Raw genomic sequence first — 25,057 nt, 5'->3', positions numbered from 1 at the left:
ATGGCGGGCACGCCGCTGAAGATCGCCGGACGGCGATCCATCGCCCACATCCGGCATCTCGACGCCGTGCGCCCCGGTGCCGCCACGGGCCGGGTGCGGACGATCTACGCCCAGTGCGAACGCGACTTCGGCCTGATCGCCCCGCCCGTCTCACTGCACTCCCCCGCCCCGGACCTGCTCGCGGCGACCTGGATCCTGCTGCGCGAGGTACTCGTCGCGGACGGAGTGGCGAGCCGGGCGGGCAAGGAGACCGTGGCCGCCGCCGTGTCGGCGGGCAACGAATGTCCCTACTGCGTCAGCGTGCACCAAGCGACGCTGGCGGGCCTGGCGCCCGACGGCGCCAGGGAGCCGGCTTCGCTCGAGGACTGGGCGCGCGCCGTGGCGACGCGGGACGGCGCGGCCTCACGGCCCGCGCCGTTCCCGGCGGCCGCGCTCGCGGAGTACGCGGGGACCGCGGTCGCCTTCCAGTACATCAACCGGATGGCGACCCTGTTCCTGCGGGACAGCCCGCTCCCGCCGGGGGTGCCGGGCATCGCCCGCGCCGGCGCGCTGAAGCTGCTCGGCACGATGATGGGGACCGCGGCGAGCGTCACCGTCCAGCCAGGTGCTTCGCTCGCCCTACTGCCCGAAGCCGAGTTGCCCGGCGACCTGGGGTGGGCGGCGGGCAACACCACGATCTCGTCCGCCTACGCCCGTGCGGCCCGGGCGTACGAAACCGCCGGGGAGCGCTCGGTCCCCGGCCGGGTCCGGGCACTCGTGCTCGACCTGACCGGGCAGTGGGACGGTGAACCGCCGGGTCTCGGCCGGGCGTGGGCGACGGAGCGGACGTCCGGTCTGGACAGTGGCGACCGGACGGCGGGGCTCCTTGCCCTGCTGACCGCGCTCTCCCCCCATCAGGTCGGCGACGAGCTCGTCCGGGCTTACCTGGTGGGTGGCGGGGACGGCCGCTCCCTGCTGGAACTGACGTCGTGGGCGAGCTTCACCGCCGCCCGCCGGACCGGGTCGTGGCTCGTGCCCACGACGTGAGCCCGGCGAACGAACGGCCCCGGCGGGATCGGCCTTTCCCCGCCGGGGCCCTTTGTTCGTCCGGACCTGCTACTGCCGCGACGATCGCTCCGCTTCGGTATCGGCGAGCTCGGTGTCCGGCACCTCGGCACCGGACGCCGGGACGTGCCGGAGCGCGGCCACACTGAGCACCGCGAGCGCGACGAAAAGCGCACCGCAGATGATCGCCACGGTGTTGAGGCCGCTGGTGAACGCGGCGCGGGCGGCCGCGAGCAACTCCGGGCCCTGCGGTGACGGCAGCCGCCCGGCCACCGGTACCGCGGCCGCGAGGTTGTCCGCGGCGGCCGTCGCCGACGGCGGCAACCCGCCCGGAACCTGCCCGGCGAACTGGCTCCGGTAGACGAAAGTGCAGATGCTGCCGAGCACGGCCACCCCCATCGCCACCCCCAGGTCGTTGCCCGCCTCGGACACGGCCGAGGCCGAACCCGCCTTCTCCGGCGGAGCGGCCGCCAGGACGAGCGCGGTCCCCAGCCCGGCCGGGAGCCCGACACCGAGGGCCATGATCGCGTACCCGATCCAGAGTTCCAGCAGTTGTCCCGGCCCGTCGATCCGGGTGAGCACCACGAAACCCGCCGCCGCGATCAGCAGGCCGGCGCAGAACAAGTAGGCGGGCCGGACGCGGCGGGCGAGCACGGGGGCGACGAGGATGGTCCCGATCATGATCGCCGACGAAGGCGCCAGCCAAAGCCCCGCCGAGATCGGCGAAAGGCCCTCGACGTCCTGCAGGTGCTGGGCGATCAGGAAGTACGTGCCACCCTGCAGTGCCGGGATCATCGAGCCGACCAGCAGCGCGGTGCTGAACGCGCGGTCGCGGAACAGGCTCAGGTCCATCAGCGGGTCCGTGAGTTTCCGCTGCCTGCTCACGAAAGCGACCGCGAAGACGGCGCCCGCCAAGAGCGACGCGACCGGGAGGACGGCGAAGCCCGCTTTGAGGAGTTCCTTGAGGCCGTACACGATCGGGAGGACGGCGAGCAGGGACAGCGCCACGCTGACCAGGTCCAGTTTCCCGGCGTCCGGGTCACGGGACTCCGGCAGCAGCACGGGAGCGACCGCGAGGAGCACCACCATCACCGGCACGCCGAGCAGGAACACCGAGCCCCACCAGAAATTGTCCAGCATCGCGCCGCCGACCACCGGCCCCAGCGCCATGCCGCCCATGAAACACGCCATCCACGCGGCGATCGCGACCCCCATCTGCCGGGGGTTCTTGAACATCGTGCTGATCAGGGCCAGCGTCGAAGGCATCAAGGTCGCGCCGCTGATCCCCATCAGCGCCCTGGCCGCGATCAGCATCCCGGCGCTGGTGGAGAACGCGGCGAGGATCGACGCGACACCGAACAGCGCCGCGCCGATCAGCAACAGCTTGCGACGCCCGATGCGGTCGCCGACGGTGCCCATGGTCACCAGGAATCCGGCCATCATGAAGCCGTAGATGTCGGCGATCCACAACTGCTGGGTGCTGTCGGCCCCGAGGTCGACGCTCAAATCCGGAACGGCCAGGTAGATCACGCTGAAGTCCAGCGACAGCAGCAGGGTCGGCAGTGCGAGGACGACGAGACCGATCCACTCCCGCCGCCCGGCGCTCGGGCCGTCGGTGTCCGCCACGTTCGCACCCATCAGAAGTTCCTTTCCAGACCTGCCGGGGTTCCCGGTGAGGGACTCGCACTCGTCATGACCGGGACCGCGCTACATCACCGTGGTCCGGTACAGGAGCCGCTGGTGACGCTTGCTGTCGCACGGGGTCCGGGTGTGCATCGTGGCCTGGTTGTCCCAGATGACCAGGTCGCCCACCTCCCAGTGGTGGCGGTAGACGTACCGGTCCGCGGTCGCGTGGGCGTGGAGTTCGTCCAGCAGGGCGGTGCTCTCCGCCGGGTCCAGCCCGACGATCTCGCTGATGATCATGCTGCCGAGCAGCAGTGATTCACGACCGGTGACCGGGTGCGCCCGGACCAGCGGCTGCTCGATGTCGGGCGTCCGCTCGAGTTCTTCCGGCGTCAGCGGCTTCTTGTGCGGATTGGTCTTCAGTTCCTCGGCCACCAGATGCGCCATGGAATGCACGGCGCGCAATCCCTTGATGCGGTCCTTGAGGTCGTCGGAAAGCTCGTCGTAGGCCGCCGTCGTGTCAGCGAAGAGCGTATCGCCGCCCACCTCGGGCGCGATCACCGAATAAAGCATCGAAGCCTTGCTCATCACTTTCTTGAAGGAATAATCGGTATGCCACTCTTCCTGTTCGTCGCCGTCATAAAGGCCGATGGGGCTGCCGTTCTCGAAGATATTGCTGATGGTCAGCACCTCGGGATATTCCGGAACCACGTACTTCGACACCGGGTAGACGTCGAGCGGCCCGAACAGGCGACTGACGCGAATGTGGTCGGCATGCTCCAGCTTCTGCCCGGGAACCACGAGTACCCGATACCTGATCAGGTCTTCGACCAGGCTGTCCACCGTTTCCCGATCGATCGGCGCGGCGAGGTCCAGCCCCGAGATCCGGGCACCGAAGGTTGACGAGATCGGTTCTGACTGATAATCGGCCATAAGCCTGAACCCTCCAGGATTCACCGGTGCCGGGGCGTCACCCGGCAGGATTTCGGCAGCCGAAGTCCGGCCGATGCCACCATTCCGCCGACCTGGGCATACCGCCGATTGTCGTCGTGACCGAGAACCCGGTGCACCTCAAATAGTGCCCACCGGCAGGTATCACCCGCCGGACGGCGAACCGCACCGGCACACGGCACTTCGTGATACGTGACCCCGGTCGGTCCGATGAGATGGTCGAGGGAACCGCTCCGGCCTTTGTTCCCATTCCCGATCCTCGCCGAGAAGGACCCGGCGATTCGATCGTGCCGATCCGCGTGCCCGTTCGAGGGAATCGGACCGCCTTTCGCCGCGGCGGAGCAGCCCGACCTGTGTTTGCCGTCGACGTCCAATGCCTTCGGGCGTCGCAGAAGGACCGAACGAGACGGAGAGACGAGCCATGACCAACAACCAGACCGGAAAGCGGGCCGTGGTGCTGGGCGGCAGCATGGCCGGGATCCTGGCGGCACGGGTGCTGGCGGAGTCGTACGCCGAGGTCCTGGTCGTCGACCGGGACGAGGTGGTCGGCGTGACCGAGCCCCGGCGTGGTGCCCCGCACACGATCCACGCGCACGCGCTGCACGCGCGCGGGCACCTGATCCTGGAGGAGTTGTTCCCCGGCCTCACCGACGGCCTGACCGCGGCCGGGGTGCCCAGCTGCGATCTGGGCGAGATGCACTGGTACCTGAACGCGCGACGGCTGAAGCCGGCGCGAACCGGGCTGATCTCCGTGCTCGCGCCCCGGCCGATGCTCGAGGAGCACGTCCGGCGACAGGTCGCCGCGCTGCCCAACGTGACCTTCCGTGAGCGTCACGACATCCGGGAACTGGTACCCGACCGGGACCGCACCCGCATCGTCGGGGTCAAGATCGAGGCACGCGACGGCGGCACCGGTGAAGAGACACTGACGGCGGACCTGGTGGTCGACACCACCGGGCGGGGTTCCCGCACCCCCGCCTGGCTGGAGGAGTTCGGTTACCGCAGGCCGGACGAAGACAGGGTGAGGATCGGGCTCGCTTACACCACCCGGCAGTACGAACTCACCGACGACATGCTCGGCGGTGTCCCGTCCATCAACCCGATCGCGTCCCCCGCCCACCCCAGGGGCGCGTTCTTCGGCAGGAGCGGTCCTGACCTGGTCAACCTCTCCCTGACCGGAATTCTCGGTGACCACCCGCCCACGGACGAGGCGGGATTCCTCGAGTTCGTCCGGTCCCTGCCCATTCCGGACGTCTACGAAGCGATCATCGGCGCCAAACCGGTGAACGACCCGGTGACCTTCCGCTTCCCGGCCAGTGTGCGACGGCGTTACGAGCGGCTGCCCGCGTTCCCGGACGGGCTGCTCGTGCTGGGAGACGCGGTGTGCAGCTTCAACCCGGTGTACGGGCAGGGCATGACCGTCGCCGCGATGGAGGCGGCCGCGCTCCGGCGGCACCTGCGCCGGGGCGGCGGTCCACGGCCCGCCGAATTCTTCACCGAGGTCGGTCGGATCATCGACATGCCCTGGGAGGTGTCCGTCAACGGCGATCTGGACTTCCCCGGCGTCGAGGGCCACCGCTCGGTCAAGGTCAAGGTGGGGAACGCCTACATGGCCCGGCTGCAGTACGCCGCGACGAAGGACCCGAAGGTCACCGAAGGCTTCATGCGGGTGGCCGGGCTCCTCGACCCACCGCAGGCGCTCATGCGGCCGCGGATGCTCGCCCGGGTGCTTCGGCACGCCGTGCGGCGGCCGGCCCCCGGGACGTCCTGGCTCGAACGCGAGCCGTCGTCCGGCGTGGCCGCGACCCATCCCGGCTGACCGCGAGCGGCTGCCCGGCGACGATGTCGCCGGGCAGCCGCTCGCCCGTCCGTCAGTTCCGGAGGCCGCGGAAGAACTTCCGCAGGTCTTCCACGTACGCCTCAGGCTGCTCCAGCGCGCTGAAGTGGCCACCGCGCTCGAACTCGGACCAGTGGGTGATGGTCTTGATGTCCCGGTCGGCGAGCCGCCGGATCGGCAGGACCATGTCGTGCTGGAACACGGCCACCCCGACCGGCACGGTGATCGGCGGATCGGGCGGCCCGCCGGTCAGCTGACGGCGGTACTCGTAGTAGAGCTGGGCCGAGGAACCGCCGGTCCCGGTCAGCCAGTAGATCATGGCGTTCGTGAGCAGGGTGTCGCGGCTGACGGCGTCCTCCGGGCTTTCCGCCGAGTCCGTCCATTCCCAGAATTTCTCGATGATCCACGCGAGCTGTCCGACCGGGGAATCCGTCAAGCCGTACGAAACCGTCTGCGGCCTGGTCGCCTGCAGCTTGAAATAACCCGAGAGTTCCGTTTCGAACAGAACGTGCCGATCCAGCTTCACCTGGTCGGCCGGGCTCAATCCCGCCACTTCTTCCGGATCACCGGATGGCAGTGCGATCAGCATGCTCGTATGCACGCCGACGACGTGCTCGGGATCGATCCGGCCGAGTTCCAGCGAAATCAGCGAGCCGAAATCACCGCCCTGCGCCCCATAACGCCGGTAACCGAGCCTGTCCATCAATTCCGCCCAGGCGCGGCCCACCCGGTGGATATCCCAGCCGGGCGCCAGGTCCGGTCCCGAGAACCCGTATCCCGGAATGGAGGGAATGACCAGATCGAAGGCGTCGGCCGGATCTCCGCCGTACGCCGCCGGGTCCGTCAGCGGCCCGATGACGTCGAGGAACTCGACGACCGAACTCGGCCAGCCGTGGGTGAGGATCAGCGGCATGGCGTGTGGCTCCGGCGAGCGCACATGCAGCAGATGCACGTTCGCGCCGTCGATTTCGGTGCGGTACTGGGAGAAAGCGTTGATCCGCGCTTCGGCGGCGCGCCAGTCGTAATCAGTACGCCAGTAGTCGGCGAGTTCCTTGAGGTAGCGGAGCGGAACTCCGCGGGACCAGTCCTGCACGGCGGACCCCGACGGCCATCGGGTGGCGGCGAGCCGGCGCCGCAGATCGTCGAGTTCCATCCGGGGAATATCGATACGGAAGGGATCCACGAAGGGTTCCTGCCTTTCGGTCGACCGGAATCGATCGCGACCGGAGACTTTTCAGTTCCGGGAAATGTGTCGCTGAACGACGTTACGCCCTCCGCCCGCCACCGCTCAAGCAACTCGGGGAACCGAACTCGATGAGGCACATCGTGAGGTGGCACAAGGATACTGAATGCGTAATGTCGGTTTCGACCTCATCGCCGAACGCCCCCTTGGAGAGGTTTCCATGGAAAGCCGTTGTCCCGTCATTCTGGACACCACCGGAAAGGACGTGCACGCCGAGGGCGCGCACCTCCGCGAACAAGGTCCGATAGCGCAGGTCGAGCTTCCACAGGGAATTCGGGCCTGGACGGTCGTCGGTCACGATCTCGCCATGAAGCTGCTGACCGACCCGCGCGTCTCCAAGAATCCCCGCCAGCACTGGGACGCCTACATCAACGGCGAGATCCGCTCTGACTGGCCGCTGGCGAGCTGGACGGCCATGGATAACATGACCACCACCTACGGCGCGGACCACACCCGGTTGCGGCGTCCGGTCGTCAAGGCGTTCACGCCGCGCCGGGTCCGGGCCATGCAGCCCTACATCGAGAAGACCGTGACGAAGCTGCTGGACGACCTGGCCGCGGTCCCGCCCGGCGAGGTCGTGGACCTGAAGCGGATGTTCTGCTACCGGCTGCCCGCGTCGATCATCTGCGACCTGTTCGGGATCCCCGAAGAGTCCCGTGCCGCCATCCTGCGCGGCGGGGAGATGACCACCGACTCCTCCATCACCCCGGAAGAGGCGGAGGCGAACGTCCGTGACTGGACCGCACAGTTCCAGCAGCTTCTCGAAGCCAAGCGCCGGCATCCCGGTGACGACCTCACCACCGACCTGATCGCCTCCGCCGAGGAAGACGGCGAGGAGGGCATGACGGACAACGAGCTGATCGGCACGTTGTTCGTCGCGCTCGGCGCCGGTTCGGAAACGGTGATGAACCTGGTGACGCACGCCGTCCACAAGCTGCTCACCCATCCCGACCAGCGGGCGATGATCGAGGACGGGCGGGCGTCCTGGGACGACGTGATCGAGGAGACGCTTCGCGCCGAATCGCCCATCAACATGTTGCCGCTGCGGTTCGCCGTCGAGGACATCGAACTCGACGGGGTGACGATTCCCAAGGGCGATCCGATTCTGATGGGGTACGCCGCGATCGGGCGTGACCCGGAAGTGCACGGCGAGAACGCCGCCGAATGGGACATCACCCGGACGGACAAGGAACACCTCAGTTTCGGCTACGGCACGCATTTCTGCTTCGGCGCGCCGCTCGCCCGGCTCGAAGCCCAGGTCGCGTTGCCCGCGTTGTTCGAGCGGTTCCCTGGCCTGTCGCTGGCCCTCGACGCGGAGGAGCTGCAACCGCAGGGCACGTTCATCATGAACGGCTGGAAGACGCTGCCCGTGCGGCTGCTGGCCCCTGCCGAGGCCCGGTGAACGAGGGCGCTGTCCCGGACGGGGCGGCGCCCTCTCCCCGCCCGGCCTTCCGCGCCGGGTTTCGCGACAGCTCCGGATTCGAGAAAGCGAGTCAACGATGACGACCACTGATCTTGCCGCGGACCAGGCCGCGATCACGGGCATCCCCCAGCGGCTGGTCGCGGCGTGGGCGGCACACGACGCAGCCGCCTTCGCCCGGCTTTTCACCACCGACGGCACGATGATCCTGCCCGGCGTCTACTGCAAGGGAACCGAGGCGATCCGCGCCCATATGGAGAATTCGTTCGCGCGCGAACTGAAGGGCACCCGAGTCACCGGGCAGCCGGTCGACCTGCGTATCGACGGAGCGCTGGCCGTACTGGTCACCCAGGGCGGCGTGCTCGCCTCCGGCGAGACCGAACCCGCACCCGAACGCGCCATCAGGGCCACCTGGGTGGCGGTGAAGACCGGCGGGGAATGGCTGCTCGCCGCCTATCAGAACAGCCCCCGGGACGTTCCCGCACCGGCTTGATCCCTGCCGTGGCGCGGAGAGCGGCTTCGGCGAAAAATTCCTAGGCGATCCGGAGGTACTTCGATGCCAAGCCCTGCCAAGCGGTTGCTCGAGGTGGAGGACTACCTGTTCTCCTTCATCGACGACACCCGAGCGCTGGCCGAATCTTCAGGTGTGGCGCCCGTACCGCTCGGGGTCGGGGACAGCGACCTGCCCACCCCGCCCCCGGTGGTGGCCGCCATCCAGCAGGCCGTCATGGACCCCACGTCGCACCGCTATCCCCCGTACGCCGGCACCAGCGATCTGCGTACAGCGGCCAAGAACTTCCTGGACCGGAGGTTCGGGGTGACGACGGATCCGGACACCGAGGTCCTGGTGACGCTGGGGAACAAGGAAGCGATGGCGCATCTGACCTTGGCCTACGTCGAGCCCGGCGACGTGGTGCTGGTGCCCGACCCGGCGTACCCGGTTTACGAAACCTGGGCACGCTTCTGCGGTGGCGAGGTGTACCGGGTGCCGTTGCGGCCCGAGCGCGGTTTCCTGCCCGCCCTCGATGAGATTCCCCCCGACATCCTGGCCCGCGCGAAGCTGTTCTGGGTGTGTTACCCGAACAACCCGACGGCCGCTCTCGCCAGCAGTGAGTTCTTCGACGAACTGGCGCGCTTCGCCCGCACCCACGACCTTGTGGTGGCTTCCGACGCGGCCTACACGGAGATCTACTACGACACCGAACCGCCTCCTTCCTTCCTGGCGTCGCCGGGGGCCATGGACTGCGGGATCGAGTTCCACTCGCTGTCCAAGACCTACAACATGCCGGGGTGGCGAGTCGGGTTCGCCGCCGGCAACGCGGAGATCGTGTCCGCCTTGCGGATGGTGAAGACCAACACCGACTCCGGCACGTTCGCCGCGGTTCAGCACGCGGCCGCCGCCGCTCTCAACGACACCTCCGACTACCCCCGCCGACTGCGCGAGACCTATCGGACCCGTATGCACACCTTGTGCGACGGTCTGGAGGCCGCCGGCTTCGAGGTCCTGCGCCCCAAGGCGACCTTCTACTGCCTCGTGCGGAACCCGCCGGGCCTCGACAGCAGCGGCTTCGCGAAGCGCCTGCTGGAAGACGCCGGTGTACTCGGGATCCCCGCCACCGGGTTCGGCCCTGGCGGGGAAGGCTACGTCCGCTTGACGGTTTGTACCGGAATGGACGCGATCGAAGAGGCGGTACGCCGCATCGGCTCGGTCGCCTGGTGATCGGTCCGCTCCAGGTGAAGACCGGCCCGCTGGACGAAAGGCGCTCGCTCAGGAGACGGAGCGAGCGCCTTCTTGGCGTTGACCGCCCCTTCCCGGTTCCGGCGGACGAGCACGCCTTGGTCGGCTCGGCCCTCGATGAGGTGTCTTCACCACTCACGACCCTGCGGGCAACGGGCCCGGTGCGCTCGGCGCACGGTGCCGGGGTCAGCTCTCCCGCTCGGTGGAGCGTCGGCGACGGGAGCGGAACACCCAGCCGCGCAGCAGCAGGAAGCGCAGGACGGTGGCCGCGAGGTTCGCGAGCACCAGTGCGGTGATCTCGAGCGGCAGCCCCGTGGCCGACATCGAATGCACGAGGGCGAGCGCGCCACTGGTGAGCGCGAGCCCGAGGCCGAACACGACGAGGCCTTGGAACTGGTGCCGCCCGGCGCCTTTCCGGCCGCGGATGCCGAAGGTCAGGCGCCGGTTGAGCGCGGTGTTCCCGATCGCCGTCACCAGCAGTGCGACGAGGTTCGCCGGCTGGGCGCCGGTGACCGTCCGCAGTAGCAGGAAAAGCACGAGGTAGGCGATGGTGCTGGCGACACCGACGGCGGCGAACCGCACCAGTTGCCGCACCAGGCTCGGTGCCACGCCCGGCGCCCGGACCTGGATGGGTGCGCGGCCGAGCTGTTCGCGCAGGCCGCTGATCGGTACCCGACCGGTCAGCGTCGCCTTGGTCAGGCGTGCGATGCCTTTGAGGTCGGCGGTGGCGGTGGCGATGATGTCCACCGACGAGTGGGGGTCGTCGATCCAGTCGACCGGGACCTCGTGGATCCGCAGCCGGGCCTTTTGCGCCAGCACGAGCAATTCGGTGTCGAAGAACCAGCCGGTGTCGTGGATGTGCGGGAGCAGCCGCTCGGCGACGTCGGCGCGGATGGCCTTGAAGCCGCATTGCGCGTCGCTGAACCTGGCGGCCAGTGTGCCGCGCAAGAGGAGGTTGTAGCAACGGGAGATGAACTCCCGTTTCGGTCCGCGCACCACCCGCGCGCCGTGGGCGAGCCTGCTGCCGATGGCGAGGTCGGAGTGCCCGGACAGCAAGGGCGCCACGAGCGGCCCGAACGCGGCCAGATCGGTCGAGAGGTCGACGTCCATGTAGGCCAGCACCGGAGCGTCCGAAGCGGACCAGACGGCGTGCAGCGCGCGGCCCTTTCCTTTTTCTTCGAGGTGGCGGACTTCGACGTCGTCGAATTCACGGCTCAGCCGTTCGGCGATCCGCAGGGTGCCGTCGGTACTGCCGTTGTCGGCGATCGTGATCCGGAACGGGTACGGGAACTGCTCCACGAGGTGGGCGCGCAGCCCGCGGACGCACGGCTCGAGGTCGGTTTCCTCGTTGCAGACCGGGATGGCGACGTCGAGGATCAGGCCGCCGGTGGAGACGATGACGGGACGGCGACCGGCTTCGGCCCGGAAGTCGACCGCGGCTGCCGCGTCACCGGCCTCGGCCATCGAGCCGAGGCCGGTTTGCGTCTCGCCTGTGTCGTTCTCTTGTTCCCGCATCGGCTTCACCGGTTCGGGCCGTGGACGGCGACACCGTCCAGAAGGGTGTGTTCGCCGCTGCCGGGGAAGCAGCGGATCCGGATGTTCCGGACGTGGTCCCGGCACCGGGAGCCACCGCGGTCATCGGAAGCGCACCACGCGCTCCCGCTCGCGGTCACGGCGCCGGGAGGCACCGTGACCGCGAGCGGGAGCGCCGCGAACGAGGAGCGCTCAGCCGAGATCGCCGCGGCTGAACCGGCTTCCTCGCCGGAGACGATGATCGTCATGCCTTCCGGTTCGGGCGACGCCCTGGGCCGTGCTGGCCCGGTTCGCGCCCTTCCCCCGCCGGGCCGCGATAGGCCTGCGCGATGTCCAGCCAATGCTCGGCTTCGTCGCCACTCGCGGTGAGCACGAGGTCGTCGCGATGTCTCCGTCGGGTCACCAGGAGACAGAAGTCCCGCGCCTGACCGGAGATGCGCTGCGGCGCGTTCTCCGGCCCGTACACCCAGGTCGTCCCGGACACACCGGTCAGCTCGAACCTGAACTCGGTGTCCGGTACCGGCAAACCGCGGGAGAGGTAGCCGAAGGTCCAGGTCCGCGCGCCGAACGCGGTCAGGTGACCGAGCAGCAGATCATCGTGTTCACGGTCGACGCCGAGCGCGTCGGCGATGTCCTGCCCGTGGGCGAACAACTCCATGATCCCGGCGCTCGCCAGCACCGGGGCGGGCAACGGGTTCACCAGCCACGGGACGAGTGTGCCGACCGGAACCGCCTCGAGTGCCTTCGCCGCGCTTTCGCGTTCGAGCCGCCAGCGGTCGAGCAGCACGTCCACTGGTTCCGCCAGGTACTCGGCGAGTGCGTTGGCCACGTTCTTCGTGAAGTCGTCGTCGAGTTCGGACATGACCGCCACGAACCTGTCGGGGGCCGACGCCGCGAGGCCCGCCATCCGGAAGGTCGCCGTCAGATGGGCGATCTGGTGCGCGACCGTCCAGCCGGGAGCGGGAGTGGGTGACCGCCACTGCTCCGCGTCGAGCCCGGCGACCATCCCGTCCACCGCGTCGCCTTCGGCTCGCAACGCGTCGAACACGTCAGGGGATCCGTTCACATGCCTTTCCTCTCCAGAGGGTTCGTCTTGGCGGCTAGGACGCGTTCCCCGGGGCGGCATGCGAGCTGACCGCCTCCCTGATTCCGGCGACGATGCGTTCCGCCTCGTCCGCGGTGGGGGCGGCCGCGATCACCGCGATGATCGGGTCGGGCCAGGCGACACCCCGCACGGTGGTCGGGTACGCACGCACGCCGGACGCCCACAACCGCTCGAAGACGGGCTTGATGTGCTCCCGGTAGGTCGTCCCCTCCGGGACCGGCACCATGAAGTGCGCGGACAGGGTGAGGTCCCGCTCGGCACCCCACAGCCGCAGCAGGCCGCCGGCGTGGGTGGACCCGCTTCGCCTCGCGTTGATCTCCGTCACGTACAGCTTCTCGTCGGCCCCCGCGACGCAGTCCACGCACATCCAGCCCCGGTAGCCCAGGTCGCGGGCCGCCGTGCCCAGGTCGTGAGCGACCTGGTCCACCCGCTCGGCCCACACGGCGGGCAACGCGTCCTGACCGACGTTGACACTGCGGAACAGGTGCCCGTCCTCGACCGTCAGCGAGCAGAGCACGACGTCCTCGACGCCGTCTTCCCCGACCAGCACGTCGACCGCGGGGCAGCCGACATCCCCGGCGTGCTCGATGAACTCCTGGACGACGAGCGGGAAGGTGAAGAACGAGTCCTTGGCCACGGTGTCCAGCGAGCCGCCGCCCTTGACGACGAGGGTTCCGTTCCCCGCCACACCGTGCAGGCTCCGGACGATGGCCCGGCCGTGGCGCGCCGTCATGACGCCCACGGCACCCTCCAGCTCCGTCCAGTTGTCCACGATCAACCCGTCCGAAACCAGCACTCCCGGCAGCTGCCGCGCGAGGTCGAGACAGCTCACCTTGGAGTCGAGGTACAGGCTGCTCCAGTAGTGTTCTTCGGTCACCCCGTCGAGTTCGACCGTCAGCCCCCAGCCCCGCAGCATCGCGGCCAGCAGGTAGATGTCGGGGGTCGGGCCGGTCATCGTCACGTTCACCTGGACGCATCCGGACAGGTGCTTGCGCAGTACGGCCTGCGCGGCGCCGTCCTGCAGCAGATCCCGGACGAGCAGGCCCGACCGGGCGTCCGGGGACACCACCGGCGGCGGCTGCAGACCGAGCGCGCCGTGGACATCGTCGAACCACTCGGCGTCGTAGCCCGCGGGGAGAAGCAGGATCCGCGGGTTCGAGCTCCAGAACACCGAATGCTCGCATTCGTAGGTGCCGCCGAACCGGATCACCTCTTCCCGTTGTTCACCCGTGAGGTGCAGCGCGGGATTCCGCAGAAAGTATTCGGCCTGATTCGGGATAACGAGTTCGATCACTCCCGGCATTGCCAACACCCCTATTTCGAGTCGGAGACGGAGAACAGCGGCTGAAGCGGGGTCGTGTCCGGTTCGGCCAGGAAGGACGGCCTCGGCTCCGACACGCCACGAGGGACATTGCGGACACCGTTGAACACGTACATCAACATGGCCCGCCGGAACGGCGAGATGTTGGGAGCCGACGCGTGCAGGATGTTCGGGTCGAAGAACAGCATCGAGCCGGCCGGTCCCTTCGGGCTGACGAGCCCGTTGGCACGGGCCATCTCCTCGACGACCGCGGTGCCCACCTGGAACTTCTCGTCGGCTGTCAACGTGGCCACCCAGGCAGGCGCGTCCTCATAGCCGAGCGGCATGCCGTCGGCCCCGATCCTGGTGAGCAGACCGCTCCGGTGCGAGGCCTTCACGAAGGTGAGCGGCCCGTTGAACTCGGTCACCTCGTCGAGGAAAATCGCGACGTTGACCAGATCCGGCTTGCGCAACCCGTCGCTCTGCAACCAGTAGATGTAGTCCTGATGCCATTCCCACTGGTCACCGGCGAAGGGCGCCTTCAGGTTGATCTTCGACTGGTGGACGTACACGTCGTCGTCCAGGATCTGCCGGGCGGCGCCGAGCAGCGCGGGCAGCCTCGGCAGCTCGGCCATGACCGAATCGGTCTGGTGCACCCCGTAGACGGAGCGCACGGTGAGCTCGTCGCGCTCCAGGATCCGCCGGGGGCTGTCCTCCGCCAGCAGTCGTGGCACCGCGGCGGTGATCGTGTCGAAAACGGTCTGTGTCAGGTATTCCGGCGGGAGCAGCAGAAAGCCGTCGCGGCGATATCGCTCGATCATCGCGGCGTCCAGCGGCTCGGGCGGAGCACCTGTGAACCCGGTGTCGACGTGAGTCATTGATACGCCTTTCGATCCGATGTCGCGCGTTGACGCACCCCATTGAAAGCGGCGGAACACATTGTTCGGCCAGTGGCGAATAAGTCACGCCGATTTCCGGCTCGGGCCGCCGCTCCATTTAGTGTGCACCATCGCGCCGCCGGTGCCACCTTGTGATGTGCCCTGTCCGGGAACGCCATTTGTTGACGCGAGAACAACGACCTTGTTAACGTTTCCGGCACCTGAGGCCGCTCCCGTGAAGACCTCAGAGCGTCGCCGCGGCGAGTGCGTCGTGACTCGCGCGACGCCTTTCGTGGATGGGGGTTTGGTCATGCCGGAGCCCGAGGTCACCACACACGATCTCGAGAAGGATCGCGAGCAGCCACGGAATCGCCTATTCACCGTGGGTGCCGTAGTGGCCATGTCGGTGGCATTGACCGTGCTGCTGGCGACGGTGATCAAACCGCTGAGACCCTGGTGGATGAACGACTTCGCGGTCTACCACGCCGCCGGGGAAGCGGTGCTGAACGGTCTCTCGATGTACGACGTCAAAGCACATGCCGGCATCGTCGCGGACTCGCAGTTCGCCTATCCGACGTTCGCGGCACTGCTCATCGTGCCGTTCTCCCTGTTCGATCGCGCCGTCGCCGAGGTGCTCTGGAATTTCACGACCGCGGTACTGCTGGGCGCCATACTGTGGATGTCCTTCGGCATGGCAGGCGTGATGAACCGGAAAGCACGCATGACGCTGGTAGTGACGGCGATGTTGCCGTGTTATTTTCTGCTCGACCCGGTACTGGTGAATTTCGATCTCGGGCAGATCAACATGGTGGTGGTGGCGCTGGTCCTCACCGACTTCTCGCGGTCACTGCCCGACCGATGGCGCGGCTTCGCGATCGGAGTAGCGGCCGGAATCAAGCTGACGCCGTTGATTTTCGTGATTTACCTGGTCTGCATCGGCCGGGGGCGGGATGCGCTGCGAGCCGTGGCGGGGATGCTGCTCACGATCGCCATCGCGTTCGCGGTGCTGCCCGGGGATTCCCGGCGATATTGGTTCGGTGGATTGTTCGCCAGTTCCGAGCGTCTGGTCTCCGACTTCCCGGCATTGGTGAATCATTCGCTGTCCGGGTTGTTCTCCCGGCTGTCCGGGACTTCGGCCGTACCGGGCTGGGCACCGTTCGTCACGGTGCCTGTCGGCCTGCTGGGTCTGGCGGCCGCGGTCTGGGCGGCCCGGCGAGGACAGGCCATGGTGGGCATGCTGGTGGTGGGGTTCACGGCCTTGCTGGTTTCGCCGGTGACTTGGCCGCACCACGCCATCTGGCTGGTGCCGGCGTTGGCGTGGCTGACTTTCGCCGCCTGGCGCACCGGGACCCTCCTGCCGAGGGCGATCGCGGTCGCCGTGGTGGCACATTCGGCGCTCGCGTTGTACGACCCGGTGCAGCGAATGGAGGGAGACGTGGCCTTGCAGACCACCCCGTCCGGAAACTTGGTCGCGTCCCTCGGCGGTTTGCTGGGGATGATCGTTCTGGGGTTGGTGACCCTGCCGGTGTGGCTGCGGCGGCTGGAGCGGCCGCAGCCCTCCTTCGACGGTCGAGGGTTCCTGTCTTCGAGCAGGACGATCGGGTCGCCGTGAAAAGCATTCCGGTGATGGGCGGGTCAGCCGCCCATCACCACGGGACCGCGATGGTCAGAGCGTGACCTCGCTGAGCCGTTTGGCGAGGTAGCGCCGTTCGGTGTCCGTCGGCGCCAGCACGAGTGCCTGGTGGTAGGCGACCGCGGCCTCGCCTCGCCGGTCCATCCGCCGGAGCAGATCGGCGCGGGTGGCGGGCAGGAGGTGGTAGCCGTCCAGCTCGCCCGCGTCCGTCAGCGCGTCCACCAGCGCGAGCCCTTCGGCCGGACCGTCGGCCATGGCCACCGCCACGGCACGGTTCAGCTCGACCACCGCCGAACGGTTCATGCTCACCAGCTGACCGTAGAGCTGCGCGATCTGCGCCCAGTCGATGGCCGAGGTCTCCGCGGCCGTGGCATGGCAGGCCGCGATCGCCGCCTGGATCTGGTAGGGCCCGGGATTTCCTCTGCGCAGGGCGGTCTCGAGGAGTCCGACGCCGTGGTCGATCTTCCCGGTGTCCCAGCGAGTGCGGTCCTGCTGTTCCAACGGCACCAGCTCACCGGAGTCGTCCACACGGCCTTCTCGCCGCGCGTCGTGCAGCAGCATGAGCGCGAGCAGGCCGAGCGCCTCCGGTTCGTCGGGCATCAGCTGGGTGAGGGTCGTGGCCAGGTGGATCGCGTCGGCGCAGAGTTGCTGCCGGATCAGTTCCGCACCCGCCGACGCGGCATAGCCTTCGCTGAAGAGCAGGTACAGCACGGCGAGTACCGCGCCGGTGCGTTCCGGCAACAGGTGAGCGGGCGGGACCCGGTAGGGAATGCCCGCGTTGCGGATCTTCTGCTTGGCGCGCACGAGCCGTTTGGTCATCGTCGCTTCGCTCACCATGAACGCGCTCGCGATCTCGGCGGTGGTGAGGCCGACGATGACACGAAGAGTGAGCGCGACCCTGGCCTCCGGCGGCAACGCCGGATGGCAACAGGTGAAGATCAGCCGTAGCTGATCGTCCCGGATACCGCTGTCGTCGAAATCCATCGGTTCGTCGGTCAAGGAACGAATCGCCGCCTCTCGCACCACCGTGGCTTCATTGGCCCTGCGCCGCAACCGATCGAACGCGTTGTTCCGCGCGGCCGTGGTGAGCCAGGCCCCCGGCCGGCGCGGGACGCCTTCGCGCGGCCAGCGCTCGAGCGCTCGCGCGAAGGCGTCCTGCACACACTCCTCGGCCAGATCCCAGTCACCGGTCAGCCGGATCAAGGTCGCCACGATGGGACCCCGCTCCGTGCGGAAGACAGCGGCGATCTCAGCTTCGAAACTCACTCGTGAAGCGGCCGTACTTCGACCGACCCGAAGTGTGCGACGGGGTGCGCGGCCGCGATCTCGGTCGCTTCGTCCAGGTCGGCGCACTCGATCAGGTCGTAGCCGGCGATGTGCTCGGCGGTCTCGGCGAACGGCCCGCTGGACAGCAGGACGTCGCCACCGCGTGTCCGGACGGTCGTCGCGTCGCTGATCGGCCGCATCTCCGACCCGTGCAGACGACGGCTGCCCACCTTCTCCAGCCACTGCTCGATGTTCGGCGTGCCCGGGGGCACCTCGACCTCGTCACCGACACAGATAAGGAGCATGTACTTCACGGTCTCTCCGTTCTTCGGGGACATCTCACCACTACGACGAACGGAACCCGCCCGGGAGGACATCCCCGGCCAAGTATTTCGCCGGATCCGCCGAATGTCACCTCGACGGTGGTCAACCCCCTCGCCGAGGTCACCCACAGTGATCATCAGCCACCCTCCCGGCGGATTCGTCACGGCCAGCCGCCCGCTACTCGCGCGAGCCGCCCCTCACGACCTCCCGCGCTTCCGGCCGGACGCCCGAAGCAGCCGATACGGACAGTACCCCGGCCTCCTCACAAAATGCCCACCTGTTCATCGCGGAGCTGTTCCACGGACAATTGCTTGAGCGACAACGGCACATGACTTAGCCTTGCGCTGCAGCGACTGGCACGTTTCGACGCCGGCTTTCCTTTCACCCCTCGGAAACCGACCAGTACCTGAATCCTCGCCGGAGGCGGCAATGACTCGACAGCACACCCGACTCGAAGACTTCCGGGTCGTCGGCGAGCGGCTCCGCAACTGGGGGCGCTGGGGCCCCGAAGACGAACGCGGCACCATCAACTTCATCACCCCGGAGCGGCTGGTGGCCGCCGGACGCCTCATCCGCCGAGGAGTGATCTTCGACCTCGGTATCCCGTTCGACAAGAGCGGCCCGCAGGACGGTGCCTTCCGGAGCAACCCCCAGCACCTGATGACGGAGACCGGCGCCGGACAGGACTTCCCCGGTGGCTTAAGATTCGCGGACGACTACGTCCTCATGCCGCTGCAGTGCGCCTCACAGTGGGACGCCTTGGCCCACGTTCACTACGACGGCCTGCTGTACAACGGCTTTCCCGCCGACAGCATCACCACGAAGGGCGCCGAGCACTGCTCCATCGAGAAGCAGGCCAAAGGAATCGCCGGACGCGGCGTGCTTCTCGACATCGCCGCGCTCAAAGGCGTCGACTGGCTGGAAGCGGGCACCGTCATCGAGCCGGAAGACCTCGATGAGGCGTGCGAGAAACAGGGCGGCGTCGAAGTCGGCACGGGCGACATCCTTCTGATCCGTACCGGGTGGCGCCGGAAATTCCTCAGCGAGGGCGATGCGGCGGCGTTCATGGCAGGCGAACCCGGTCTCGGGCAGGCATGCTGCGCCTGGCTGCACGAACGTGAGGTGGCGGCCGTCGGTTCGGACAACTGGGCGATAGAGGTGCTGCCGGGCGAGTCACCGGACGCGTTCCTCGCCGTGCACCTGATCCTGATCCGCGACATGGGTATGTCCCTCGGGGAAATCCTCGACTTCGAAGAACTCGCCGAAGACTGTCACCGCGACGGCGTCTGGGATTTCTTCTTCGCGGCTCCGCCGCTCAAGATCACGCACGCCATCGGGTCGCCGATCAACCCGATCGCCATCAAATAGGACAGCGAGCGCTTCCGCGTGGCAGTGGCGACACGCCGAACTTGTTGCCACACAACAGAAGGGCGCAGAACTCCGAGATGAAGGTGGTCCTACCGCAGATCGACTTGATAGAGGGTTCCACGCTGGATGAGCGTCGCCTACACCGCTGTTCCGGAGGTTTCCGAGGGCAGCGTCCTGTTCCTGTCCGGTCTGATGACACTCGGATCTCGGCCCTGGCAAGGAACAACGGCATCGCCTTGTCTACCGCGTATGAGCATCGCGGTACTCGCGGCACGTCGGCCGTCGTTACGCGGGGCACCACCGGCGGCCAAGGCTGCCGGTCATCCGCATGTGCTCGTGGACGGCACACTGATCTACCCGACCGGATCTCCACCCCAGGGCCGACCCGTGGGGTGGACTGGCACGGCAAGCATCGCCATCATGGCGGAAACATCCAAGTCGTCTCCGCCCGAGATGGGTGGCCACTGTGGACCTCCGGGGTGCGGCCCGGCCGTGAACACGACACCAGCGTCGGCCGACCTGGGCTACGAAGGCGAACCCGAAACCTTCACGAACCCGTTGCAGAAAGCCAAAAACGCGGAACTCACCGCCGACCAGCAGGCCTGCAACGCCTCCCACAGCGTCCTCCACAGCGCCCCCGACGCCTCGGCGACATCACCGCCGCAGCACTGATCTTGCCCCACCACGAACACGACCGCACCACCTGACCACCTGACCACCAATACGAACACGCACCGCCACATGACGTCACGCGGAAGGTCTCAGTGAATTCCGGCATTTCTTGATACGCGTTTCCTGCCACTCCGATGAGAAGATGAACAGACCGCGACCTCCTTTTCTTTTTCCGGGTATTCAGCGACATGGAGCCGACATGAAGCCTTTCCGCGTCGAAATCCCCCAGGCGGACCTGGACGACCTGAACCGCCGGATCAGCACCACACGCTGGCCTGAGGACCTGCCAGGTGAAGGCTGGAGCAGGGGTGTGCCGACGGCCTACCTCAAGGAACTGTCCGAGTACTGGCGCACCTCGTACGACTGGCGTGCGGCGGAGGCCCGGCTGAACCGATTCCCGCAGTACATCACCGAGATCGACGGAGCGAACGTGCACTTCCTGCACGTCCGCTCACCCGAGCCCGACGCGACACCGCTGCTCATCACCCACGGCTGGCCCGGCTCCGTCGCCGAGTTCCTCGACGTCATCGAGCCGCTGACCGATCCGCGAGCCAACGGCGGCGACCCCGCCGACGCCTTTCACCTGGTCATTCCGTCCATTCCCGGCTACGGCTTCTCGGGCTCGACCCCGGGCGCGGGCTGGAGTCTGCTCCGGATCGCCGGCGCGTGGGTCGAACTGATGCGGCGGCTCGGATACGAGCGGTACGTCACGCAGGGCGGCGACTTCGGCGTCCCGATCTCACTGATGACCGGTATGCTGGACGCCGAGCACGTCGCCGGGGTCCACGTCAACATGCTCCCCACCACCCCCAGCGGGGAGCCGGGGGAACTCGACGGTCTGAGCGAGCAGGACCAGGCCCGCTTGGCGCAGTCGCAACGCTTCTACGACGACCTGTCGGGAACGATGAAGCTGCATTCGACACGGCCGAACACCGTCTCCTACGCCCTCACCGACTCGCCGGTCGGGCAACTCGCCTACATCGCCGAGAAGTTCAAGGACTGGACCGATTCGGCCGAAGCGCCCGAGGACGCGGTCGACAAGGACCTGTTACTGACCATCGTCACGATCTACTGGCTGACGGCGACCGCGGGCTCGTCGGCACAGACGTACTACGAAAGCGTCGAGCAGCTCCCGATCAACGCGCAGATCGGCAGGTTCCCGCCACTGCCTGTCCCGCTCGGCGTCGCGGTGTTCCCCCACGCCGCCTTCGTGGCCATCCGCCGCTTCGCCGAACGCGACTTCCCGTCGATCATCCACTGGACCGAATACGACCGCGGCGGGCACTATCCCGCGATGGAGGAGCCGGACCTGTTCCTGGACGACGTCCGCATGTTCGCCCGAGCCCTGAAGAAGGGTTGACCACACCACAAGGGCCCGGCGTCGGACGCTCGCCGAACACGTCGCCGGGCAACGACCTGGCATGCTGTGAACCATGAGCGACCTCACCGTCTACGGCGCCGGCTGGTGCCCCGACGTCGAACGCAGCCGTGCCCTGCTGGACGCGAAAGGCATCGAGTACGACTACATCGACGTCGAAGCGAACACCACCGCCGAGAAAACCGTACGAGCGCTGCAAAACGGTGAACGCCGGATCCCGACCATCGTCTGGCCGGACGGCACCCACCTGGTCGAACCGAGCGACCACGAACTCACCACGCACCTGAACCGATGACCCTTCCGGACGTCCCCGTGGCACGAGGGTCGTCGAATGTCGCCGGCCACCTGCCGTGTCACGGTGAATGGTGATGCCCGCACGACGGTGGGGTCGCCGCACTCGATGTTCGCCTGGTTCCGCGCGTCCGCCTACGGCCACGCAGACTGAGTGGAACAGCGCGACGTGGGTCATCCGGTAACCGGCGATCCGCACTTCGCCGCGAAGATCCCCGCGAGCGAGACGGTCTGCTCGCCGGTGATCTTCGCGCCACGCGGAGGCTGCCGGAGAACACTGCGTCGGAGGGCGTGAGCCGGCCAAAACAGACGATCACCTCATAACGGCAGGTTCGCTTTCGAGGCCCTCACGCTCGACCGGAGGACGACGCCGCGCCTTGATGCCGTCGAATCCGGGTGTCCCTGGGCCGGACGCGGTAGCGCAGCGGCTCATCCGGCCCGGTCGAGCCGCACGAGTGGCTCCCACCGTCCGGCCCGCCCCTGAAGATGCTGGCCGCGCAGTGGATCGGCCACCGACCGCACGACGACATGGCGGTGCTGGTGATCACCGCGCCGCGTACACCGCTGAGGCCCGCGACCCCGTGACGGCCGAGTACTTCGAACGACTGTGGCAGGCGGTGACCGCCGGCGACGAGTACGCGGCCGGGGAGGCCGTGGTCCAGGCACTCGGCGCGGGGCTCGACGCGGAGACCGTGCTGCTGGACGTGGTCGGCGCCGTCCAGCGCAAGGTCGGCCACGAGTGGGCGGCGAACCGGCTCACCGTGGCGCAGGAACACGCGGCGACCGCGATCAACGACCGGGTGCTCGCCGGCTTCGGCTACGTGCTCCCCAGGCCGAAGGAGCACCGGGGCCGCATCACGGTGGCGTGCGTCGACGGCGAATGGCACGCCATGCCCGCGCGGCTGCTCGCCGAAGTGCTGAAGGTCCGCGGCTTCCGGGTCGACTATCTCGGCGCCCAGGTGCCCGCGCCGCATCTGGTCGCGCACCTGCACCGCACCGGGCCCGACGCGGTGGCGCTGTCGGCTTCGCTGGCCACCCGCCTGCCCGCCGCGCACGCGACGATCACCGCCTGTCAGGCCGCCGCGACCCCGGTCATCGCGGGCGGGGCGGCGTTCGGCTCCGACGGCAGGTACGCGCGGCTGCTCGGCGCGGACGCCTGGGCGCCGGAAGCGCGGGCGGCGGCCGATCTGCTGGCCTCTCCCCTGCCCCGGCCCCGTGCCGGGCATCAGCCCTTCGACGACCTGCCGCATCTGGCCGATCAGGAGTACACCCTCGTGTCCCGCACCTCGGGCGCGTTGGTGAAGGCGATCCTGGCCGGTCTCGAGGACCGTGTCCCGGCGATGCGCGAGTACACGAGCCGCCAGCGGCAGCACACCGCGGAGGACCTCGCCCACATCGTCGAATACCTGACGGTCTCGCTGTACGTGGGGGACGAGGAACTGTTCACCGCGTTCCTCTCCTGGACCGCGGAGATCCTGTCGGCCCGCCAGGTTCCGGCCGTTTCCCTGTTGTCCGCGCTGGACCTCCTGCGCGCCGAACTGCACGACTTCCCGCGTTCGCGGGCGATGATCGACGCCGCGCGCACACGGTTGAGCGACGCCCTCACCCCGTGAATCGCCGCTTTCCCTTGAGCAGGAGCGGCGGATGCCCTCACGGCATCCCGGACGCCGGGCGATCCCGAGAATCCGCGACATTTTCGCCTGCAGTTCGTCGCGGAATCCCGTACGCCCGGTGCCCGCGGCCTGCGAGACACCCCATTGACCAGGTCAACGACGACGAGCTGGTCCACGGCAGCAAGGGCGAGGGAGCTGCCGTGGACCAGAGTTCTCGAAATCGTTGCTGAGGTGCTGAGGTGCTTCCCGTCACCCGGGGAAAGAACTAGCGGGCCTCGATGACAGTCTTGAATTCCGCCGCGGCGCGCTCGACCTTGTTCTGCGGGTCGGCCAGCAGCGAGGCGACCGCTTCGCCGAGCTTTCCCGCCGGGGGCTCGTACTCAAGGGAGATCTCGACGCCGGTGCGGCCGTTTCCCTTGTCGTCGAACCGTACGACACCGGAGTTCTTCACATCCGGGTCAGCGTCCTCGGCGGTGGTCCAGGCGATCTTGTGGGGTGCGGCATCCTCGACGATCCGTGCTTCCCACTCCACCGTCGAGCCCAGCGGGCCGTCGACCTTCCATCGGGTCCGGGTCGCGTCGCCGTCCACGGCCTCGACGGACTTGACGTCGGAGAACACCTGCGGCAGCCGGGTCAACGATCGCCACCAGTCATAACAGGCCTGAGCTGGGGCATCGACCTCCACGTAATGCGCAACAGCGCCCATCACAAACCTCCTCGACGAACTGTCGGCCGCGGTCACGGCCGGTATAAGGGACATAACCGTTTTCACTGACGCGGAAACCCGTTTCATCCTGTACGCGGTGGCGGGTCATCCCACAGGGAGCCGACGTGTCGCCGGAGGAATTCGGGGGTACCGCCTGGCCGATGGGGGCACGCGAAGTGACCAAGCATGACGTGGCGACGCACGAGCAGGCGATCCAGGCCGTATTGGAGGTCCCCGACGACCTTGGGGGCTAACGCGGGTACGCCGCTGACCCCGTGCCGCGCTCGTGGGAGCAGGAGCCGTCCGTATGGCATGGATCTCCGGACGCTCCGCCGCGACCACGATCGGGTGGTATCCGGCGTCGATCCGGCCGGCAGGCCAAACCTTCACGGTGCGCGCGCCGAACCAGGGACATGTCCGCATCCGAACTGCCCCCGGCCGAGAGCACCGCGCCTCCGCGGCGACCTCGGCTGCGGTTCTTCGCGGCGGCGTTCACCGATGTCCTCGCCCTATCTGGCTGTCGGCAACGGTGCCATCGACCTCACACCGGTCGCACCGAAGAACTTCGCGGTCCACACCTTCGGCGGCTACGACAAGCTGGTCCTGCTGAACGGCGAACCCCTGCCGCTGGAGCACGGGTTCCCGGCCCGGCTGGTCACCCCCGGAACGAAGCTGGGCTCGAGAAGCGCCGATCAAGACCGAGTCCCGCATCGATTCGCACCGCGGCCTCGCGAACGTCCGAAAAGGAACGGCCCGCGTCGCCGAGGGTGGCCGGGGCCCAGCACACGGGAATCGACGAGGTCGAAGTCCGGGTCGAGCAGGGCCCCTGGCAGGTGGCCGACCTCTCCACCGAGGTCAACCTGAACACCTGGCGCAGGTGGTGGGCCGAGGTCGGCCTGCCCGCCGGTGTCCGTCAGGTGTTCTGCCGTGCCACCGACAAGTCCGGCTACCCCCAGACCGGCCAGCGCGCGGGAACCGTGCCCGACGGCGCGACCGGCTGGCACAACGTCACTTTCACCGCCGCCTGAGAAATTTTCCCGGACGACCAATCCGAGACCCCGGCAGTACCGAATCCCCTACAAGAAACAACAACCGGTTCGTCCACAAAGGACAAGCCAGCCGCCTTTCACTGGA

21 protein-coding genes and 2 pseudogenes are annotated in these 25,057 nt (G+C 68.0%); 12 read left to right on the top strand and 11 right to left on the bottom strand.

Going from position 1 to position 25,057, the window contains the following annotated elements:
• A complete protein-coding gene (locus P3102_RS15590; RefSeq protein WP_276370024.1) occupies window positions 1-1,026 on the top strand; it encodes a carboxymuconolactone decarboxylase family protein in 1,026 nt (341 codons plus the stop codon).
• 69 nt (window positions 1,027-1,095) lie between these two features.
• On the opposite strand, the gene P3102_RS15585 is transcribed toward P3102_RS15590, so the two are convergent.
• A complete protein-coding gene (locus P3102_RS15585) occupies window positions 1,096-2,682 on the bottom strand; it encodes an MFS transporter (protein WP_276370022.1) in 1,587 nt (528 codons plus the stop codon).
• A 69-nt stretch (window positions 2,683-2,751) separates the two neighbouring features.
• Complete coding sequence (locus tag P3102_RS15580; protein WP_276371192.1) at window positions 2,752-3,600, bottom strand: TauD/TfdA family dioxygenase; 849 nt, start codon at window positions 3,598-3,600, stop codon at window positions 2,752-2,754.
• Between the two features lie 439 nt (window positions 3,601-4,039).
• Here P3102_RS15580 and P3102_RS15575 point away from each other — a divergent pair, with 439 nt between their 5' ends.
• Window positions 4,040-5,437 (top strand): FAD-dependent monooxygenase, encoded by a 1,398-nt coding sequence (locus P3102_RS15575; RefSeq protein WP_276370021.1) that lies wholly within the window; start codon window positions 4,040-4,042, stop codon window positions 5,435-5,437.
• A gap of 52 nt (window positions 5,438-5,489) precedes the next feature.
• Here the strand turns inward: P3102_RS15575 and P3102_RS15570 are convergent, their stop codons facing one another.
• On the bottom strand, window positions 5,490-6,638 hold the full coding sequence (locus tag P3102_RS15570) for an epoxide hydrolase family protein (protein WP_276370019.1): 1,149 nt from the start codon (window positions 6,636-6,638) through the stop codon (window positions 5,490-5,492).
• Between the two features lie 166 nt (window positions 6,639-6,804).
• Here P3102_RS15570 and P3102_RS15565 point away from each other — a divergent pair, with 166 nt between their 5' ends.
• The 3 genes from P3102_RS15565 to P3102_RS15555 all read left to right on the top strand — a co-directional run bounded on the left by P3102_RS15565 (window position 6,805) and on the right by P3102_RS15555 (window position 9,838).
• On the top strand, window positions 6,805-8,100 hold the full coding sequence (locus P3102_RS15565; protein WP_276370018.1) for a cytochrome P450: 1,296 nt from the start codon (window positions 6,805-6,807) through the stop codon (window positions 8,098-8,100).
• A 97-nt stretch (window positions 8,101-8,197) separates the two neighbouring features.
• Window positions 8,198-8,611: an SgcJ/EcaC family oxidoreductase gene (locus tag P3102_RS15560; protein ID WP_276370016.1), complete on the top strand. Its 414-nt coding sequence runs from the start codon at window positions 8,198-8,200 to the stop codon at window positions 8,609-8,611.
• A 63-nt stretch (window positions 8,612-8,674) separates the two neighbouring features.
• Window positions 8,675-9,838 (top strand): aminotransferase class I/II-fold pyridoxal phosphate-dependent enzyme, encoded by a 1,164-nt coding sequence (locus P3102_RS15555; protein WP_276370014.1) that lies wholly within the window; start codon window positions 8,675-8,677, stop codon window positions 9,836-9,838.
• A 204-nt stretch (window positions 9,839-10,042) separates the two neighbouring features.
• On the opposite strand, the gene P3102_RS15550 is transcribed toward P3102_RS15555, so the two are convergent.
• Genes P3102_RS15550 through P3102_RS15530 form a run of 5 tightly spaced genes read right to left on the bottom strand, consistent with a single transcriptional unit; the run spans window position 10,043 to window position 14,672 of the window.
• Window positions 10,043-11,320, bottom strand: a complete 1,278-nt coding sequence (locus P3102_RS15550) for a bifunctional glycosyltransferase family 2/GtrA family protein (protein ID WP_276371190.1) — start codon at window positions 11,318-11,320, stop codon at window positions 10,043-10,045.
• 56 nt (window positions 11,321-11,376) lie between these two features.
• Window positions 11,377-11,637 carry a hypothetical protein gene (locus tag P3102_RS15545; protein WP_276370013.1) on the bottom strand — a complete coding sequence of 87 codons (261 nt, stop codon included), beginning with the start codon at window positions 11,635-11,637 and terminating at the stop codon, window positions 11,377-11,379.
• Window positions 11,634-12,455: a TIGR03084 family metal-binding protein gene (locus tag P3102_RS15540; RefSeq protein WP_276370011.1), complete on the bottom strand. Its 822-nt coding sequence runs from the start codon at window positions 12,453-12,455 to the stop codon at window positions 11,634-11,636. The genes P3102_RS15545 and P3102_RS15540 overlap by 4 nt, the downstream gene beginning before the upstream one ends.
• A 34-nt stretch (window positions 12,456-12,489) precedes the next feature.
• Window positions 12,490-13,797 (bottom strand): hypothetical protein, encoded by a 1,308-nt coding sequence (locus P3102_RS15535; protein ID WP_276370009.1) that lies wholly within the window; start codon window positions 13,795-13,797, stop codon window positions 12,490-12,492.
• 11 nt (window positions 13,798-13,808) lie between these two features.
• Entirely contained in the window at window positions 13,809-14,672 is an 864-nt protein-coding gene (locus tag P3102_RS15530) for a phytanoyl-CoA dioxygenase family protein (protein WP_276370008.1), read from the bottom strand.
• A 121-nt stretch (window positions 14,673-14,793) separates the two neighbouring features.
• On the opposite strand from P3102_RS15530, the gene P3102_RS15525 reads away from it, so the two are divergent.
• Window positions 14,794-16,284: a glycosyltransferase 87 family protein gene (locus tag P3102_RS15525; RefSeq protein WP_276370006.1), complete on the top strand. Its 1,491-nt coding sequence runs from the start codon at window positions 14,794-14,796 to the stop codon at window positions 16,282-16,284.
• A 54-nt stretch (window positions 16,285-16,338) separates the two neighbouring features.
• Here the strand turns inward: P3102_RS15525 and P3102_RS15520 are convergent, their stop codons facing one another.
• Both P3102_RS15520 and P3102_RS15515 read right to left on the bottom strand, forming a co-directional pair.
• On the bottom strand, window positions 16,339-17,571 hold the full coding sequence (locus P3102_RS15520; protein WP_276370005.1) for an RNA polymerase sigma factor: 1,233 nt from the start codon (window positions 17,569-17,571) through the stop codon (window positions 16,339-16,341).
• A complete protein-coding gene (locus P3102_RS15515; RefSeq protein WP_276371188.1) occupies window positions 17,568-17,876 on the bottom strand; it encodes a YciI family protein in 309 nt (102 codons plus the stop codon). The genes P3102_RS15520 and P3102_RS15515 overlap by 4 nt, the downstream gene beginning before the upstream one ends.
• A gap of 448 nt (window positions 17,877-18,324) precedes the next feature.
• Between P3102_RS15515 and P3102_RS15510 the strand changes: the two genes are divergently transcribed.
• The 5 genes and pseudogenes from P3102_RS15510 to P3102_RS15490 all read left to right on the top strand — a co-directional run bounded on the left by P3102_RS15510 (window position 18,325) and on the right by P3102_RS15490 (window position 23,217).
• Window positions 18,325-19,263 carry a cyclase family protein gene (locus tag P3102_RS15510; RefSeq protein ID WP_276370003.1) on the top strand — a complete coding sequence of 313 codons (939 nt, stop codon included), beginning with the start codon at window positions 18,325-18,327 and terminating at the stop codon, window positions 19,261-19,263.
• Between the two features lie 126 nt (window positions 19,264-19,389).
• A pseudogene (locus P3102_RS15505) lies at window positions 19,390-19,970 on the top strand (transposase family protein).
• 164 nt (window positions 19,971-20,134) lie between these two features.
• Window positions 20,135-21,295, top strand: a complete 1,161-nt coding sequence (locus tag P3102_RS15500; RefSeq protein WP_276370001.1) for an epoxide hydrolase family protein — start codon at window positions 20,135-20,137, stop codon at window positions 21,293-21,295.
• Window positions 21,296-21,368: 73 nt separating this feature from the next.
• Window positions 21,369-21,608 (top strand): glutaredoxin domain-containing protein, encoded by a 240-nt coding sequence (locus tag P3102_RS15495; protein ID WP_276370000.1) that lies wholly within the window; start codon window positions 21,369-21,371, stop codon window positions 21,606-21,608.
• Window positions 21,609-22,185: 577 nt separating this feature from the next.
• Window positions 22,186-23,217: a cobalamin-dependent protein gene (locus P3102_RS15490; protein ID WP_276369998.1), complete on the top strand. Its 1,032-nt coding sequence runs from the start codon at window positions 22,186-22,188 to the stop codon at window positions 23,215-23,217.
• A gap of 265 nt (window positions 23,218-23,482) precedes the next feature.
• On the opposite strand, the gene P3102_RS15485 is transcribed toward P3102_RS15490, so the two are convergent.
• A complete protein-coding gene (locus P3102_RS15485) occupies window positions 23,483-23,959 on the bottom strand; it encodes an SRPBCC family protein (RefSeq protein WP_276369997.1) in 477 nt (158 codons plus the stop codon).
• A 564-nt stretch (window positions 23,960-24,523) separates the two neighbouring features.
• Between P3102_RS15485 and P3102_RS15480 the strand changes: the two are divergent.
• A pseudogene (locus tag P3102_RS15480) lies at window positions 24,524-24,951 on the top strand (molybdopterin-binding protein); the annotation flags it as partial.
• Window positions 24,952-25,057 lie beyond the last annotated feature (106 nt).

Source organism: Amycolatopsis sp. QT-25 (assembly GCF_029369745.1).
Taxonomy (GTDB): Bacteria; Actinomycetota; Actinomycetes; order Mycobacteriales; family Pseudonocardiaceae; genus Amycolatopsis.
The sequence above is the reverse complement of the archived record's forward strand: the minus strand, read 5'-3'. Positions and strand labels throughout refer to the sequence as shown.